The sequence below is a fragment of the Tissierella carlieri genome (genome assembly GCF_018917285.1).
Lineage (GTDB): Bacteria > Bacillota > Clostridia > Tissierellales > Tissierellaceae > Tissierella > Tissierella carlieri.
In genome coordinates this window covers 77,867-94,035 of sequence record NZ_JAHLOH010000013.1, presented here as the reverse complement: position 1 = coordinate 94,035, position 16,169 = coordinate 77,867, and the positions used below count along the sequence as shown (strand labels likewise).

Here is a 16,169-nt window from a genome sequence, read left to right as displayed (position 1 = left end):
TCTATTCCTCCCTCCCACCAACAGTCATAGTCTTAACTCTGATGGTAGGTTGTCCAGCACCAATGAATAACGCTCCACTCCCTGCATAACAATATCCTTGTCCTATTTCAAGATTGTTTCCTACCATATCTACATCCTGAAGTATTTTATTGCCATTTCCTATTAGAGTTGCTCCCTTGACAGGTTTAGTTATTTTTCCATTTTCAATCAAATAGGCTTCTGAAAGCGAAAAATTAAAATCACCTGTAGCTGGATTTACTGAACCTGCGGAAATATATTTGGCAAATAATCCTTTTTCCGTATTTCCAATTATGTCCTCCTTAGTACTAGTACCATTATCTATATAAGTATTAGTCATTCTAGAGGTTGGAGCAAATCTATAGTTTTGTCTCCTTCCTGATGCTGTAGCAGCCATATTCATCCTTCTAGAGTTTAATTTATCTATCATATATCCTTTTAGAATACCCTTTTCAATTAAAATATTCTTTTGAGTCTTCATCCCCTCATCATCTACTCCAAGGGAACCCCAAGAATTAATGATAGAACCATCATCTACTAAAGTAACTAAATCTGAAGCTATTTTTTCTCCTATTCTATTAGAAAAAACTGAAAGACCTTTAGCTACAGAAGAAGCTTCTAAGCTATGACCACAGGCTTCATGGAACATTAATCCGCCAAAGCCATTATCTACGACAACTGGCATATTTCCAGCAGGACAATAGTCAGCCATTGCCATAGTTTTGGCATTTCTAGCGGCTTCCCTTGCATAATCTTCTATGCTGATTTTTTCATAAAACTCAGTACCCATTAATGCTCCAGGTCCAATGTAGCCTGTCTCTATCTGTCCATTATACTCAGCAGCTACTAGAATCAACATTCTAGTCCTTACTCTTTTATCTTCTACATAAACTCCTTCAGTATTTGCTACTAGTACATTTTGCTCTTGATCTAAGTAATTTACTGTAACCTGAGATATTATCTCGTCATAAGTCTTTGCCGCATTATATGCTCTCTTTGTAAATTCCATTTTCTTTGTGAAGTCTACTTTTGATGGTAACAATCTATAGGGATGATCTACTGGTATTACCTTTTTATCAAAGTTTACTACGATATCCTTTTTATTTTCTTTAATGGCTTGGGTTGCCCTTCTAGTAATATTTATAAGATTATCTTTAGATAAATCATTGGTATATGCATATACAGATCTTAATCCTGAAAATATTCTAATTCCTATACCAAAATCTCTACCACTCATACCTCTTTCAATATTGCCACCAACTGTGGCTATCTCTGTAGATAAATTATCTTCCATAAATATCTCAGCAAAGTCACCGCCGCTAGCCAATGCTTCAAAAAATATATCTTCTATTATTGATTTACTTAACATAAAATCCCACCTTAATTTTCTAATATAAATGACAAGCTACAAAATGATCCTTTTCTACTTCTTTAAGTTGTGGGGTCATCTTATGACATATATCCTCTGCATGAGCACATCTCTTAACAAACTTACATCCATCTGGTGGATTAATAGGAGATGGTACCTCACCTTCTAATTTTATTCTTTTCCTTGTTTCTTCTGTACTAGGATCAGCAATAGGTATCGCAGATATTAAAGCCTTAGTATAAGGATGTAAAGGATTTCTATATAATAATTCGTTGCTGGCTAATTCTGCCATTGAACCTAGATACATCACGCCTACTCTATCAGATATATGTTTTACCATAGAAAGGTCATGGGATATAAATAAATAAGTAAGTCCCATTTCCCTTTGAAGTTTTATAAGAAGATTTACTATCTGAGCTTGAATAGACACGTCTAAGGCTGATATCGGTTCATCACACATAATAAATTGTGGTTCTACGGCTAAGGCACGGGCAATTCCAATTCTTTGCCTTTGTCCTCCAGATAATTCATGGGGAAATCTAGAACCATGCTCAGCGTTTAGTCCTACCTTACTTAGTAAATCACTAATTCTCTCTTGTCTTTCCTTATTGCTCAAATTTAGATGAACATCCATTCCTTCACCTATGATTTCACTTATGGTCATTCTAGGATCCAATGAAGCATAGGGATCTTGAAATATAATTTGAGCATTTTTCTTGAATTTGAGCTTTTCTTCTCTATTCATTTGATGAACATCCTGCCCATTGAAGTACACATGCCCACCAGTAGCTGGATAAATACCTAGTATAGTTCTACCACAGGTAGTCTTTCCACATCCAGACTCCCCTACTAACCCTAATGTTTCACCTTCTTTAATATTAAATGTTACATCGTCTACAGCTTTTAGAGTTGCATTTTTCCCCACCTGAAAATACTTTTTCAAATTTACTATTTCTAATAAATTTTCCTTACTCATTTCTCCCACCTCCAAAACTCACAGGTCTTTCTACCTTAGGAGCATCTGGATGTTGCAACCAACAGCTTACCCTATGGGTATCTGATAGACATGTATCTACTGGTTTTCTTTCCTTACATATTTCCATAGCATGCTCACATCTGGAAGTGAATGGACAGCCTTCTAATGGAAGTATTAAATCCGGAGGTGTTCCTCCTAATGAATAAAGTTCCTCTTTACTCTTTTTATCTATACTTGGTACAGAATTGAGTAATGCCCAAGTATATGGATGCTGACTGTTATAGAAGATTTCTTCTTTGGTTCCGGTCTCTACAATACTTCCCGCATACATAACTTGAATTCTATCTGCAAAGTTTGCAACAACTCCAAGGTCATGAGTTACAAGGATAATTGATGTATCAAATTTTTCTTTTAATTCTCTTAATAAATCTATAATCTGTGCCTGAATAGTAACATCAAGAGCAGTCGTTGGCTCATCTGCAATAAGAACCTTTGGATTACAGGATAATGCAATTGCAATCATAATTCTTTGTCTCATTCCACCTGATAACTCATGGGGATATTGCTTTACTCTTTCTTCTGCATTTGGAATATTAACCAGTTTAAGAAGTTTAATAGCTTCCTGCTCTGCCTCTTTTTTACTCATTTTCTTGTGAATTTGTAAACTTTCCATTATTTGTTTACCTACAGTCATAGTAGGATTTAAAGATGTCATAGGATCTTGAAAAATCATGGCTACATCTTCTCCCCTATAAGAAAGCAGTCTTTTTTTATTCATTTGTACAACATCTTCACCATCAAATAAAATCTGTGAACCTTTCTTTATTTCTGCTGGTGGTGTCTTTAATAGTCTTAGAATAGCCTTCGCTGTAACTGTCTTACCACAACCTGATTCTCCAACAAGGGCTAAGGTTTCTCCTTTATTTAAATCAAAACTAATTCCTCTAACAGCCTTTACTTCACCTGCATAGGTATGAAATGATATATTTAAATCTTTAACTTCTAATATCTTGTCCATCTTTTTCCCTCCTTATTGTCTTAGTTTAGGATCTAAAGCATCTCTAAGTCCATCACCTAGCAATGTAAATGACAACATGGTTAAAGCAATCATAAGTGCTGGGAAAAACAATTGATGAGGATAAAAAATAAAGTTTTGTTGAGCAGCTGATGCTAAAGCCCCCCAAGAAGTAGCTGGCGGTTGAGGTCCAAGTCCAATATATGATAAAAAGGATTCAGCAAATATATATCCTGGAATATCAAAAGTAATAGCAACAATAACTATACCAAGAGAATTGGGTATCAAATGCTTTGTGATAATCTTCCAAGGTTTAACTCCCAATGCTTCAGCCGCCATAATATATTCCTGTTGTTTTATTTGTAACATCTGTCCCCTAACAAGTCTGGCCATTCCACACCAGCCAGTTAAAGTCAAAGTCAAAAGCAAAGTCCATATATCTCTTGATTCCGCAATTATAGATATTAGGATAACAACTATCAAATATGGAATAGATGTTAGAATTTCAACAATCCTCATCATAATGTTATCTACTCTACCACCAAAATATGCTGCAACAGCACCATAGATACTTCCTACTACAGTAGAAATAATTGCACCAAAAATACCTATAATCATAGACGTCCTACCTGCTTGCCATACCCTTGAAAAAACATCACGCCCAAGTTCATCTGTACCAAACCAATGCTCTCCATTTGGCTTCATATTCATCTTAGTAGAATCTATCTCTTCATATTTATATCCATTTATATATGGTCCTATTACAGTCATTATACCTATAGTGAAAAGTATTATAATGGCTAACATTGCAACTTTGTTGCTTCTTAATCGTCTCCAAGCATCTTGCCAATAGCCAACTCTAGGACGTGCCATGGCTTCCCCAGAAGATGAATCAATACCAATCTTTCTAAATTTATCTTTTGAAATATTTTCCATTGCCACCCCTCCTACTTGCTATTTTTTGAAACCCTAATTCTAGGATCTACAACACCATAAAGTAAATCTACCACCAATTGAGATATTACAAATAATGCTGCATAGAAAACTGTGGTTCCGATGATCATAGTATAATCTCTATCATTAATGGAAGTAATATAATATGATCCTAGACCTGGAATACCAAATATTCTTTCAATAACAAAAGAACCTGTAAATATTCCAGCTATTTGAGGCCCAAGTATAGTAATAGCAGGAAGTATTGCATTTCTAAGTACATGTTTTCTTACGACATTAAATGGGCTAACACCTTTAGCCTGAGCAGTAAGAATATAATCTTGATTTATAACCTCTAATACATTAGAACGCATATATCTTCCATAGGTAGCTATAGAACCAAAACACATAGCTATTGTAGGAATGATTGTATGTTTGAATTTCCCCCAACCAGTAGTTGGTAACAATTCAAACTTTACTGATAATGTATATTGTAAAAGTGCAGCGATAATAAATACTGGAACTGTAATACCTAAGATCGCTATAAACATAACTAGATAATCTGGCCACTTGTTTCTATTTAATGCTGCAATTATCCCCAAAGTGATGCCTATGGTAATACCTAGTGCTATTGCTTGAGCACCTAATCTACCAGATACCTTTGCATTTTTTAATATGGTTTCAGTAACTGATCTTCCTGGATATCTTAAAGACTCTCCTAAATCACCCTTAGTGATTAAATTTTTCATAAATTTTCCATACTGTACTATAACAGGCTCATCTAGTCCATATTTTTTATAAAAGTTTATCCTAATTTGTTCAGGTAATTTTTTTGCCATATGTGCTAGTGGATCTCCTGGTATACTATGCATTAGGAAAAAAGTAAGAGTTATAACAATCCATAAAGTAAGTAGCATATAGCCAATTCTCTTTAAAATATATCTACTCATAATCTTCCTCCTTGTCCTATTTACAAACTAGCAGTTTGTAGGCACAACCCACAAACTGCTATGAATGTTTTTAACTATCTGCCTTGTGTAAAACCGTATTTATATCCTTGAGTACCGAATGGAGTAACGCCTAGATTATTAACATATTTATATTGGAATACATTTAATCTTTGATATACTACTGGAGCTAATGCTGCTTCGTCATATAATAGTATTTTTTCTGCTTCCTTAAAATATTCTAGACGTTTAACTGGATCCATTTCCTTAGCTGATAATTCTATAAGTTCATCATATCTAGGATTTACCCAACCAGTCCCTATGGCTGCTGAATCAGACTTTAATAAAGATAACATAGCAATTGGATCATTAAACTCTGCACCCCATGCCATATAACCTATTTGGAAATCTCCTTCTTCTACATTACTATTGAATACTGGCCATTCCATTTGCTCAACTTCAAAGTTAACACCTAGATTTTTAATATACATTTGTTGTAAATATTCCCCAAAAGTCCTAAACCATTGATCTGTTGCTCCTAAAGATATCTTTACTGTTAGTTTAGATGGATCTGGGTCCATTCCTAATTCTTCCAGACCCTTAATTAATAGTGCCTTTGGATCTGGATTTTCATCAGCTAATTTTTTAACTGGTGATTCTGCTACAGTTCTATATTCATCATCACCTATATTTATATTTGGTGGAACCCAACCATATGCTGGAGCATGTACTCCATGGAAAATAACATTAGCTAATTCTTCTCTATTTATAGCTGCTGAAAATGCTTTTCTTATGTTAGCATTTTTAAATACCTTATCTTGAGTATTGAAAAACATAAAGAAAGTATTTGGATTAACTACTTCAAGATGAGTTAAGTTCTCATCCTTCATAAACTTTTCTTTCCATTCTGGTTTATTAGCTGTTGCTAGGTCAACAGAACCGTTAGATAAGGAATTATAAACTGCATTTTCATCTTGAATAATCTTAAGATTTATATTTTGTAATTTAACCTCATCTTTTCCCCAATAATTTTCATTTTTAGTTAAAATTAATTCACTATTGTGAACCCAACTAGTTAAAGTAAAAGGTCCATTATATACTAAAGTATCAAGTTCTGAACCATATTTATCGCCATATTGTTCAACTATATCCTCTCTCTGAGGTAACATAACTCTCTGATAAGTTAAAGATAGAAAATATGGCGTTGGAGACTCTAGGGTAATTTCAAGAGTGTTGTCATCTAATGATTTAACTCCAAGTTCCTCTACTGAAAGTTCTCCACTATTAACTTTTTCTGCATTTTTGATAGGTGTTAATAAATATGCATATGGAGCAGCTGTTTCTTTTGCTACTGATCTTTTTATACCATATTCATAGTCTTGTGCTCTTACCTTAACCCCGTCTGACCATACTGAATCTCTTATCTTAAATGTCCAAACAGTCCCATCTTCATTATGTTCCCAATTTTCAGCACCTGCTGGTGCTAAAAAATTAGCTTGGTTTTCATCTTCTTCTAATCTAGTAAGTGGTTCTAGAACATTATTAAGTATTCCATTTGAATAACTATCTGAACCTTTAGATGCATCTAAAGTGCTTGGTTCTGCACTTAATATTAGGTTTAGATATTGTTCACTGTCAATTGCTGCTACTTCATCATTTTCTCCACCAGCAGTATCTGTTGGTTTGTCAACAACTGCATCGTCTTTTTTTCCACAGCCTGCTACAGCAAGTAAAATTAACAAAATCGCCATTGATAATGCTAAAAACTTCTTGTTTCTCATCTGTGAATCCTCCTTTTTATTATTAAGTATATTAATTTTATCAACTTTAGTATAGAATATTTTCTAACATAAGTCAATTATTATCTAACATTACATTAGAATATTTTCTAACATAGTTTATTATAGGTATTGAATAAATTTTCTGTATAATGTATCATTTACTTAACACTACTTAGGAGGATGAGAAATGGAGAATAGTATTGCATGTAAAATTCAATATAATAAAGCAGTAGAATTCATTACATCAATTTTAAAATATAGCAATAATAAAACACGCCAAGTCCACTGGAATACTCCAGAGTTAGAAAAAGACGTTGCAAAAGATATTATGGATTTTTCACCCAATGAAAAGGTAAAAGAATGGCTAAAATATGTAGATAATAATATATCACCTTTTTTACGCAGCGATATAATATTTGTGACAAATGATACCTATAGATTATTAGACGTTTGTTTTCATCTGATTCTAATGGAAAATATAAAAGAACCTCTCGCCCTAATAGAGTCATTGAAATCATTAGATTTATTTACTATGGTCAAGATTGCCTACAAATTTTATGAATTGGATACTTCATTAGATGATGATGAGAATTTAAAACTTGCCTTAACCGAGAATTTTTCTGACGAAATAGCCTCTTCTTTTCTACATTTTAAAAATCATCCAAAACAATACCGAGATAGGTCAATAGATGTACTCACTATTTTTTATGATCAATTCTATAAACCTTTTGAAGAAAACATTTATAGCTATATGAAAGAAAGACTTGTTTTTCATAATGAATTATTTCAAAAAGACCCTGTCTATTTTATAAATACTATAGGTATGGGTGACTATTCTAAAGCTATGGCTCTTCACAATAATATCATTATCTATATGAGTTTTTTTATTGATGTGGGACTTCTTTATTTTACATTTGAAGATACATTAGTTATGTATTGTGGTCAGACTATTGAACATCGATTTGAAAACAGAAAAGCATTGGATACCTATAAAGCATTATTTAAAGCATTGTCTGATGAAAAAAGAATTGAAATTTTAAAAATGACATCCAAAAAACCATGGTATAATAAGGAACTGGCAGACTATTTTAATCTAACTACTGCTACACTCTCCTATCACCTAAATTTATTGCTAGATTTAGAAATACTAAATTTTGAACCTAGTATTATAAATAATAGATATTACTATACAACAAATAAAGAAAATCTTCAGAAGTTATTTGATGCAGCTTTAAAGGATTTATTAGAATGAGTCATGGAATTCTTCCATGACTCATTGTTCAAATATGTAATTATATGGTAAAATAGTAATATATTGAAAGTGGGAGGTGTGTCTTTTGCTAAATTGGCTAGACAGATATAATAATAAATATGCAAAATTCTTAAAAGAGTTTTTATTTAGAATGAAAGATGATAGTGTAACAGCCATAGGTGCACAACTATCCTATTTCTTAGTACTATCTATTTTCCCATTTCTTATATTTTTTCTGAACATATTAAGCTATACACCTATTGCTAGAGAAGATGTATTACATAGCATAATAGTATTATTACCTCTAGACACCCAAAGATTAATTGCTACTTTGGTAATTGAAACTATAAATACCAGTAATCAAACCTTACTTTCCTTAAGTGCCATAACTGGTATATGGGCTGCCTCTAAAGGCATAATGGCACTTATTAGGGTTCTAAACAAGGCATATGATGTTGAAGAAACTAGATCTTATCTTGAACTTCGGGGATTGGCTGTATTATTTACTATTGCATTATTGGTACTCTTGGTTATAGTACTTCTTACTTTGGTCTTTGGTGAAGTTTTAGGAAATAAATTATTTGACTTTTTAGGCATTACACAAAAATTCATTATATTTTGGCAATATTTTAGAGTAATTATATCTCTATCCTTTATGGTTCTTATATTTGCTTTATTATATAGATATATTCCATCTATCAGAAATGGTAAAAAAATAAATTTCAAACATGCAATGCCTGGAGCTATTTTTGCATCTCTTGGATGGATAATTACATCTACTATATTTTCCTATTATGTAAATAATTTTGGCAACTATGGAAAAACTTATGGCAGTCTAGGTGGCATAATAGTTCTATTAATATGGCTTTACATAAGCAGTATAATAATTATTATGGGTGGAGAAATAAATGCAACTTTAAAATCAATGGATAATTAGAGAAATAAGGACAGATCAAAATTCTGTCCTTTTATTAATTACATTTCAAATTTAGATACTAAATCTCTTAACTCCATAGCTAATTGAGATAAACTTTCAGAGGATGAAGCAATTTCTTCCATAGAAGCTGTTTGCTCTTGTGTTGCAGCAGATATATTTTGAATACTATCATATATACCTTTAGTCATTCCTTCAATAGATACAGCTGAATTTACTGCATTCTCAGTTCCTTCTGCTACCTGATTTATAGCCTTAGTTATATTTCCTACTTGTACCACTACCTTATCTATGGCTTCTGATATCTGGTTAAAATATTGAATAGCTTCACTTACAGTATTCATACCTTTTTTAACTTCAGAATTACTTAATTCCATATTATAATTGGCTTTACTTATTAGTGCATGATTTTTTTCTATTATATTGTCTATTTTCCCTGTAGATATTCCTGTCTCTTCTGCTAGTTTTCTAATCTCATCAGCTACTACAGAGAATCCTCTTCCTGCCTCTCCCGCCCTTGCCGCTTCTATTGCAGCATTTAAAGCCAGTAAATTTGTTTGTTCTGCAATAGATCTAATAACATTGATTATTTCATCCATTTCATGAGAACTGTTATCTACTTCTTCTAAGGATTCTTTTACTTCTTCTGAGCTTCTTACAATATTATTCATCTGTACATCAGTTTCTACCATTTTTGTTTTCCCAATATTAGTCTTTTCTGATACCTCGTTACCCAAATTATATATTGAATTAGCATTGTTGCTTATCTCTTGGATTTGAGCAGCTATTTCTTCCATATATGATGTAACACTTAAAATCTCATTTAATTGGTTTTCAGAGCTCTGAACAATTTCACCGGAACTTTCAGCCATATTCGCAGCGGCAGATGTTGATTCCTCAGATATTGCAGTTAATTCTTCTGAAGAAGAAGCAACTTGCTCGGCAGATTCATTAATTTGGGTCGCAAAATTTCTTAGATTTTCAATTACGGTATTATTTGCACGTCCCATTTCTCCTATTTCATCTTTTCTATTTAAGATTTTAATATTTACATCTTTTTTGATATTTAATTCTGCTACTTCTTTCATATGTTCAGTAATTTTCCTTATAGGATTAACAATAGCATTACTTGAAAATATTGAATATAATGCTCCACAGATTAGGGCCAAAGCTGTAATACCAGTCATATAAAACCTTAATTGCTCTATATCCTTTGCCATTTCTTTTACATCTATAGCCACAGCTACGGACCATCCATTATATCCTAATGGTGTATAGCTAGCGTATCTCATTCTACCATCATAATAATATTCATCTACGGATGATTCTCCATTTACCATCATTTGAAAAACTTCTGTTAGTCCTTTAAGTTCTGGGACATCTTTCATTTTTTCTATTGTAATATCTCCTGATTCAACAACTTCTTTAATATGATAGGATATTAGTTCTCCTTTCTGGTTAATTAAAAAAGCATCACCTGTTTCTCCAAAACTTATTCCATCAATAATACTATAGATTTCTTCTGCAGGTTTAGCACCTATTAATACTCCAACTATTCTGCCATTATATTTAATTGGTGTAGAAATAGGTAATACATCTGATCCTGTTATCCTACTTTCAGTAGCTTCTAACATAGTACTTTTTCCAGTCTTAGCAATTTTAAAATGTTCTCTATCTGATATATTTAGAGTTTCACCATTCTCTAATTTTATATTACCATTTAAATCTGCTATATATAATTCTTCGTATTTCATTCGTTCCTTTTCTTCCTTTAATGCTTGAAACTTTTCTTCCCAACTTATTTCTGGATTAGATATTCTTGCATGACTAGCTACACCTTCTATAGCAACTAAAAACTTATCTATCTTTTCATCTATTAATCTTGCGGAATCATGAGCTCTATTGGTTAAAATCTGATCCATATGATTGCTTATACTTTTGCTAAAAAGTATATAAGATATAAATGCCATAGATAAAGATACGACTAATAAAATTAGTACGTTTGATAAAAGCATTCTTGTTTTCAAAGTGTTAAAGTTGATAATACCTTTTTTTTGCTTCTCCTCTTTCTGCATTCTCCCATCTCCTTGTCTAACTTTTATTATACTAATATGGGATACATAAAATTATCTTATATCCCAAAACATTGTAACATTTTTTCACAAAGTATTCCATTTTTTTCCATATTTATCTTTTAGCTATATAGATATATAATAGGCTTTATTATAAAATAGGACTTTCTTATCAGATTAAGAAATATAAGAAAAGAGAGGTTTTATTTTTATAAAAATACAAGTAAATGACATACAAATAAATAGTTAATTTTTTCCACCATATGTCGATAAATATAATAGAGGTGATAATGATGAAAGTTGAAAATATACAACCAACTCAACCTATAGTTCAACTTGAAAAAGTGGAGTCTGAAAAAAAGACTACAATAAAATCAGAAGTAAAAGAAACTCCTGCAGCAGTTTATGAAAAGACAGAAAACAAAGAGACATCTCATGTTTATGACAAAAATACAGTAGCTAAATTAAAAAGAGACAGCCAGCAAGCTCATGCTCATCTAATAAGATTAGTACAGGAAATGCTTAAACGCCAAGGAAAGACTTTGGAACTGCTAGGTGAAAATGAAATTGTAGAAGTAGATGAAACTGCAAGAATGGAAGCACAAGCACTAATAGGACCTGATGGTCCACTTGGAGCAGAAGCTGTAAGCCAAAGATTAGTAGATTTTGCAATCGCTATCTCAGGTGGAGACAAATCCAAAGCGGAAACTCTTAAATCTGCTATTGAACAAGGCTTTAAAGAAGCAGAAAAAATACTAGGTGAACTTCCAGAGATATCAAAGGAAACCTATAAATTAACTATGGAAAAATTTGATGCTTGGGTAAATGAAGAATAAAAAAACACATATCCACTGGACAACCAGTGGATATGTATTTTTCTATTTTATCTTATTTAATTTTTATAAAAAACATTATATCCTTTATAGGTCATATATATATCTGCTTTACTTGCAATTTCATATGGAGCATGGACACTTAGTAACGGTACTCCACAGTCTACTACCTCCATTCCATAATTTGCAAGTATATAAGCGATGGTTCCTCCACCACCTTGATCAACCTTTCCTAATTCTCCCATTTGCCATACTACATTATTATCATTGAATATCTTTCTGATTTTACCTAGATATTCGGAATTAGCATCATTACTTCCGCCTTTTCCTCTAACACCAGTATATTTTACTAAAGTTATTCCATTCCCTATAAAAGGCGAATTCTTTCTATCTAAAACCTCAGGATAGTTAGGATCAAATCCAGCCAATGTATCAGCTGAAAGTACACAAGAATTTGCTAATGCTCTTTTTACTATAAGCTCTGAATATTTTTCTTCTGTAATATCTATTAATTCTGAGACTGTATTTTCAAAGAATTTTGATTCCATGCTTGTATTTCCTACACTGCCTATTTCTTCTTTATCTACAAATAGAGCAACAGCTGTTTTATTTGGAGTGCCTATATCTAATATTGCTCTTAGAGAAGTAAATGCACAAGCCCTATCATCTTGTCCATAGCCCCCAACCATACTTCTGTCTATGCCTACATCTCTGGATTTTCCTGCAGGGACTATTTCAAATTCTGCAGTAGTAAAGTCTTCTTCTATGATTCCATATTTTTCGTTGAGTATGTTTAATACATTTAATTTAACTTTTTCACTTATCTCTCCATCTTTATAAGGAATACTACCTATTAAAATATTTAATCCTTCTCCCGTGATTCCTTCATCCATTTTCTTTGCCATTTGATCTTTAGCTAGATGTGGAAGTAAATCAGTTATGAAAAATACTGGGTCATTTTCATCTTCACCTATAACAATATTAACTTTTTCTCCATTTGATTTTACTACAACTCCATGTAAAGCTAGTGGCAATGTTACCCATTGATATTTTTTTATTCCACCATAATAATGAGTTTTTAATAGTGCAAAATCTGAATCCTCATAAAGGGGAAATTGTTTCAAATCTATTCTTGGAGCATCTAAATGTGATCCAATTATATTCATTCCTTTTTCAAGTTTTTCTTTTCCTAATACAAATAATACAACTGATTTATCTTTGTTATTTGCATAAATTTTCATTCCATGAGTAGGCCTTATGCCCTTTTCTCTTATTTCATCTATTGATATATAGCCATTTTCTCTAGCTACTTTTATTATTTCCATTGCTGCTTCTCTCTCTGTTTTTCCTTTGTCCAAGAAATCCTTATATTCTTCATTTATATCGAAGATTTTCTCTTTTTCACTACTATCTAATGTTTCCCATACATTTTTCCATTTGTGAGTTAATTTTTCTTGTAGCTTTTTTCCTTCTGATTTATTAGTCATTTTTACCCCTCCATAATATCTAGATTATTTATTCATAGTTGCTTCTATTTCTTCCACAGTTTTTATGATGTTTTTAGATAAATTCTCACATCCATTTTCCGTGATTAACAAATCATCCTCTATTCTTATTCCTATTTCCTCTTCTTCAATATAAAGACCTGGTTCATTAGTTATAACCATGCCTGGTTTTAAATCAATATTATATATCCCTACATCATGTGTATCTGCTCCTAAATAGTGTGACACTCCATGAAAATAGTATTTTGAAATTTCTTTATCCTCATTTATTAGTCCTAATTCTTTACATCCTTCTGCTAATACCTTTTTAGCAATTTCATTTAATTCTTTATAGGGAAGCCCTGGTCTTGCGGCTTCTTCAACAGCTTTTTGTGCCTTTAAAACAATATTATAAATTTGTTTTTGTCTTTCAGTAAATTTACCATTGATAGGGAATGTACGGCTTATATCTGCATTATAATATCTATATTGTGCTCCCAGATCAAATAATATCAAATCCCCATCTTCTGCTTTACAGTTGTTCTGGGAGTAGTGAAGTATGGTGGCATTTTTACCTCTTGCAGCGATTGTTTCAAAGGCTCTATTGGTTATTCCATTTTTCTTCAAAGTAAAGTCAAAATACGCTTCAATTTCATATTCCATCATTCCTGGTTTAATATTGTCAAGCATATTCATAATTCCTTCATTAGTTACTTCTATTGCCTTTTTAATTAACTCAATCTCTTCATCTGATTTTATCATTCTTAGCTCTGCAATATCATAATAAATATTTTTAATTTGTATATATGGATATTTTTCATTAATTATCTTAGCAAAGTTTTGGGCCTCTGTCATTGATGTATTAATTTCTTGTCTTTCCAAATCCAAGTATATTTTTTCTATTCTATTTCTACTTAAGATAGATCCTATGGCTCCCTCAAAATTATCTAAGTATTCAATGTTATCTATTCCCGATAATTCTATTGCCTCTTCAGAAGTAATCGTAGCCCCTACCCACTTCTCCATAATTGGATCGGGTCTTTCTATAAATAATTTCTCTGAAATCTTTCCATCAATTTTGCTCACTAAAAGAATTATTTTACTTTGATTAATACCCGTTAAATAATAAAAATTTCTATTTGGTATAAACTGATAGAGTTCATCAGCAGATTTATATGGTGCTGTCCCTGCAAATAATAATAAAATACTATCATTATTTAACCTTTCTTCTAGTTGTTTTCTATTCTTGGTGAAAAATCCTTTGTCCATATCCATCCCCCCATTATTTATAATTTTATTAGCTTTGATATTTGCAATCTGTAATATTAAACAGCTATATCTTTGATTATATGTTAGTAAGGGAACAAATTCAAATATAACTTTCATAATATGAGAATTTTTCAAAATAATAGAACTAGCTTTACTAGTCCTATTATAATTAAGATATATTTCCTGCTCTTTATCCTTTATATGCCCTTAACAAAAGTTATTATCTCAGTTATAAATTCTTGGTTTAATGGTAAATCAGGCTTACTATAAGTAGCCATATTCCCTTCTTTATCTGTAGGTGCATCCTTTAATACATGATTCATTCCTTTAATTATAACTAACTTACTATCAGGATTTCCTTCATGTAGAATCTCTGCATCTGTTACTTCAACTTGAATATCATTATCTCCTTGAAGAATTAATATAGGTACCTTCACATTTGCAATTTCTGCCACAGGGTCGTATTTAAACCAAGAAATCATATATGGTTGAACACTAGGTCTAAATAAGGAATATAATTCTTGCGGAGGATTAAATATTAAATTTCCTTCTTTTAATGTATCTAACAACGGAAGACTCTTCTCATATATATCTCCTGACTGATTTTTTAATTGTCTTTTCAATGTATCATAAGTAGAATACCCCATACCAGACACTGAAATGAATCCTTCAACATTAGACTTATAAGATGCTGTAGCACCAATTAATGCACCTTCGCTATGACCTATAATTATGACTTTACTAAACCTTTTATCTTCTCTTAATTTATTCACCCATCTTACAACATCATCTATATAATCTTCAAAGATTAAATCTTCTTCCTTTTTAACTAAAGGCTTACTTTCTCCAATTCCTCGCTTATCATATCTAATAGAAGCTATTCCTTCTTTCGCTAAAGACTCTGAAATCATCTTTAAACTATTATTTTTTCCAGCTAATGGATTGTTACCGTCTCTATCTGTTGGTCCAGACCCAGCTATTATTATAGCTACTGGAAAATTATTTCCTTCCTTAGGTAAAGTTAAGGTTCCATATATATTTCCTTCTGCAACCTCTAAGTTATATTCTTCCTCTATAAATTCCGTTTCTATTTCATCATTATCATTATTCTTCGTACAACCTGTAACAGAAGTTAAAATAAGAATTATCATAAGAAATAAAGTAATTCTATTTATTTTGTTCATGGAATTCCCTCCATTAATAATATTTGTTATATATATTGTATAACTAATATTATTGACTTGCAAGATTATTTTATATTTATAACTTTATGAATTAATAAAAAA

13 protein-coding genes are annotated in these 16,169 nt (G+C 31.7%); 3 read left to right on the top strand and 10 right to left on the bottom strand.

What is annotated here, in order from left to right; all coding sequences use genetic code 11:
* Window position 1 precedes the first annotated feature (1 nt).
* The 6 genes from KQI38_RS01940 to KQI38_RS01915 all read right to left on the bottom strand — a co-directional run bounded on the left by KQI38_RS01940 (window position 2) and on the right by KQI38_RS01915 (window position 7,039).
* Window positions 2–1,387 (bottom strand): TldD/PmbA family protein, encoded by a 1,386-nt coding sequence (locus tag KQI38_RS01940; RefSeq protein ID WP_216554883.1) that lies wholly within the window; start codon window positions 1,385–1,387, stop codon window positions 2–4.
* A gap of 19 nt (window positions 1,388–1,406) precedes the next feature.
* Window positions 1,407–2,363, bottom strand: a complete 957-nt coding sequence (locus KQI38_RS01935) for an ABC transporter ATP-binding protein (RefSeq protein WP_216554881.1) — start codon at window positions 2,361–2,363, stop codon at window positions 1,407–1,409.
* Window positions 2,356–3,381 carry an ABC transporter ATP-binding protein gene (locus KQI38_RS01930; RefSeq protein ID WP_216554873.1) on the bottom strand — a complete coding sequence of 342 codons (1,026 nt, stop codon included), beginning with the start codon at window positions 3,379–3,381 and terminating at the stop codon, window positions 2,356–2,358. Before KQI38_RS01930 ends, KQI38_RS01935 begins: the two co-directional genes overlap by 8 nt.
* 12 nt (window positions 3,382–3,393) lie before the next feature.
* Window positions 3,394–4,314 carry an ABC transporter permease gene (locus KQI38_RS01925; RefSeq protein WP_216554871.1) on the bottom strand — a complete coding sequence of 307 codons (921 nt, stop codon included), beginning with the start codon at window positions 4,312–4,314 and terminating at the stop codon, window positions 3,394–3,396.
* A gap of 11 nt (window positions 4,315–4,325) precedes the next feature.
* Window positions 4,326–5,261: an ABC transporter permease gene (locus KQI38_RS01920; RefSeq protein ID WP_094904297.1), complete on the bottom strand. Its 936-nt coding sequence runs from the start codon at window positions 5,259–5,261 to the stop codon at window positions 4,326–4,328.
* A gap of 74 nt (window positions 5,262–5,335) precedes the next feature.
* Complete coding sequence (locus KQI38_RS01915) at window positions 5,336–7,039, bottom strand: peptide ABC transporter substrate-binding protein (RefSeq protein WP_216554869.1); 1,704 nt, start codon at window positions 7,037–7,039, stop codon at window positions 5,336–5,338.
* Between the two features lie 187 nt (window positions 7,040–7,226).
* On the opposite strand from KQI38_RS01915, the gene KQI38_RS01910 reads away from it, so the two are divergent.
* Both KQI38_RS01910 and KQI38_RS01905 read left to right on the top strand, forming a co-directional pair.
* A complete protein-coding gene (locus KQI38_RS01910; RefSeq protein ID WP_216554861.1) occupies window positions 7,227–8,291 on the top strand; it encodes a winged helix-turn-helix domain-containing protein in 1,065 nt (354 codons plus the stop codon).
* An 85-nt stretch (window positions 8,292–8,376) separates the two neighbouring features.
* Entirely contained in the window at window positions 8,377–9,228 is an 852-nt protein-coding gene (locus tag KQI38_RS01905) for a YihY/virulence factor BrkB family protein (RefSeq protein ID WP_216554848.1), read from the top strand.
* A 38-nt stretch (window positions 9,229–9,266) separates the two neighbouring features.
* Here the strand turns inward: KQI38_RS01905 and KQI38_RS01900 are convergent, their stop codons facing one another.
* On the bottom strand, window positions 9,267–11,300 hold the full coding sequence (locus tag KQI38_RS01900) for a methyl-accepting chemotaxis protein (protein WP_216554846.1): 2,034 nt from the start codon (window positions 11,298–11,300) through the stop codon (window positions 9,267–9,269).
* A 290-nt stretch (window positions 11,301–11,590) separates the two neighbouring features.
* On the opposite strand from KQI38_RS01900, the gene KQI38_RS01895 reads away from it, so the two are divergent.
* A complete protein-coding gene (locus tag KQI38_RS01895) occupies window positions 11,591–12,133 on the top strand; it encodes a hypothetical protein (RefSeq protein ID WP_216554844.1) in 543 nt (180 codons plus the stop codon).
* 56 nt (window positions 12,134–12,189) lie between these two features.
* Here the strand turns inward: KQI38_RS01895 and KQI38_RS01890 are convergent, their stop codons facing one another.
* The 3 genes from KQI38_RS01890 to KQI38_RS01880 all read right to left on the bottom strand — a co-directional run bounded on the left by KQI38_RS01890 (window position 12,190) and on the right by KQI38_RS01880 (window position 16,067).
* Window positions 12,190–13,617: an aminopeptidase gene (locus KQI38_RS01890; RefSeq protein ID WP_216554842.1), complete on the bottom strand. Its 1,428-nt coding sequence runs from the start codon at window positions 13,615–13,617 to the stop codon at window positions 12,190–12,192.
* Window positions 13,618–13,641: 24 nt separating this feature from the next.
* Window positions 13,642–14,883, bottom strand: a complete 1,242-nt coding sequence (locus KQI38_RS01885; protein ID WP_216554840.1) for an aminopeptidase P family protein — start codon at window positions 14,881–14,883, stop codon at window positions 13,642–13,644.
* A gap of 197 nt (window positions 14,884–15,080) precedes the next feature.
* Window positions 15,081–16,067: an alpha/beta hydrolase family protein gene (locus tag KQI38_RS01880; protein WP_216554833.1), complete on the bottom strand. Its 987-nt coding sequence runs from the start codon at window positions 16,065–16,067 to the stop codon at window positions 15,081–15,083.
* Between the last annotated feature and the right edge of the window lie 102 nt (window positions 16,068–16,169).

Excerpts from the sequence above, each read along its gene's own strand:
- KQI38_RS01900 (WP_216554846.1), bottom strand. The coding sequence starts at position 11,300 with ATGCAGAAAGAGGAGAAGCAAAAAAAAGGTATTATCAACTTTAACACT.
- KQI38_RS01930 (WP_216554873.1), bottom strand. The coding sequence starts at position 3,381 with ATGGACAAGATATTAGAAGTTAAAGATTTAAATATATCATTTCATACC.
- KQI38_RS01920 (WP_094904297.1), bottom strand. The coding sequence starts at position 5,261 with ATGAGTAGATATATTTTAAAGAGAATTGGCTATATGCTACTTACTTTA.
- KQI38_RS01890 (WP_216554842.1), bottom strand. The coding sequence starts at position 13,617 with ATGACTAATAAATCAGAAGGAAAAAAGCTACAAGAAAAATTAACTCAC.
- KQI38_RS01925 (WP_216554871.1), bottom strand. The coding sequence starts at position 4,314 with ATGGAAAATATTTCAAAAGATAAATTTAGAAAGATTGGTATTGATTCA.
- KQI38_RS01895 (WP_216554844.1), top strand. The coding sequence starts at position 11,591 with ATGAAAGTTGAAAATATACAACCAACTCAACCTATAGTTCAACTTGAA.
- KQI38_RS01940 (WP_216554883.1), bottom strand. The coding sequence starts at position 1,387 with ATGTTAAGTAAATCAATAATAGAAGATATATTTTTTGAAGCATTGGCT.
- KQI38_RS01880 (WP_216554833.1), bottom strand. The coding sequence starts at position 16,067 with ATGAACAAAATAAATAGAATTACTTTATTTCTTATGATAATTCTTATT.
- KQI38_RS01885 (WP_216554840.1), bottom strand. The coding sequence starts at position 14,883 with ATGGACAAAGGATTTTTCACCAAGAATAGAAAACAACTAGAAGAAAGG.
- KQI38_RS01935 (WP_216554881.1), bottom strand. The coding sequence starts at position 2,363 with ATGAGTAAGGAAAATTTATTAGAAATAGTAAATTTGAAAAAGTATTTT.
- KQI38_RS01915 (WP_216554869.1), bottom strand. The coding sequence starts at position 7,039 with ATGAGAAACAAGAAGTTTTTAGCATTATCAATGGCGATTTTGTTAATT.
- KQI38_RS01910 (WP_216554861.1), top strand. The coding sequence starts at position 7,227 with ATGGAGAATAGTATTGCATGTAAAATTCAATATAATAAAGCAGTAGAA.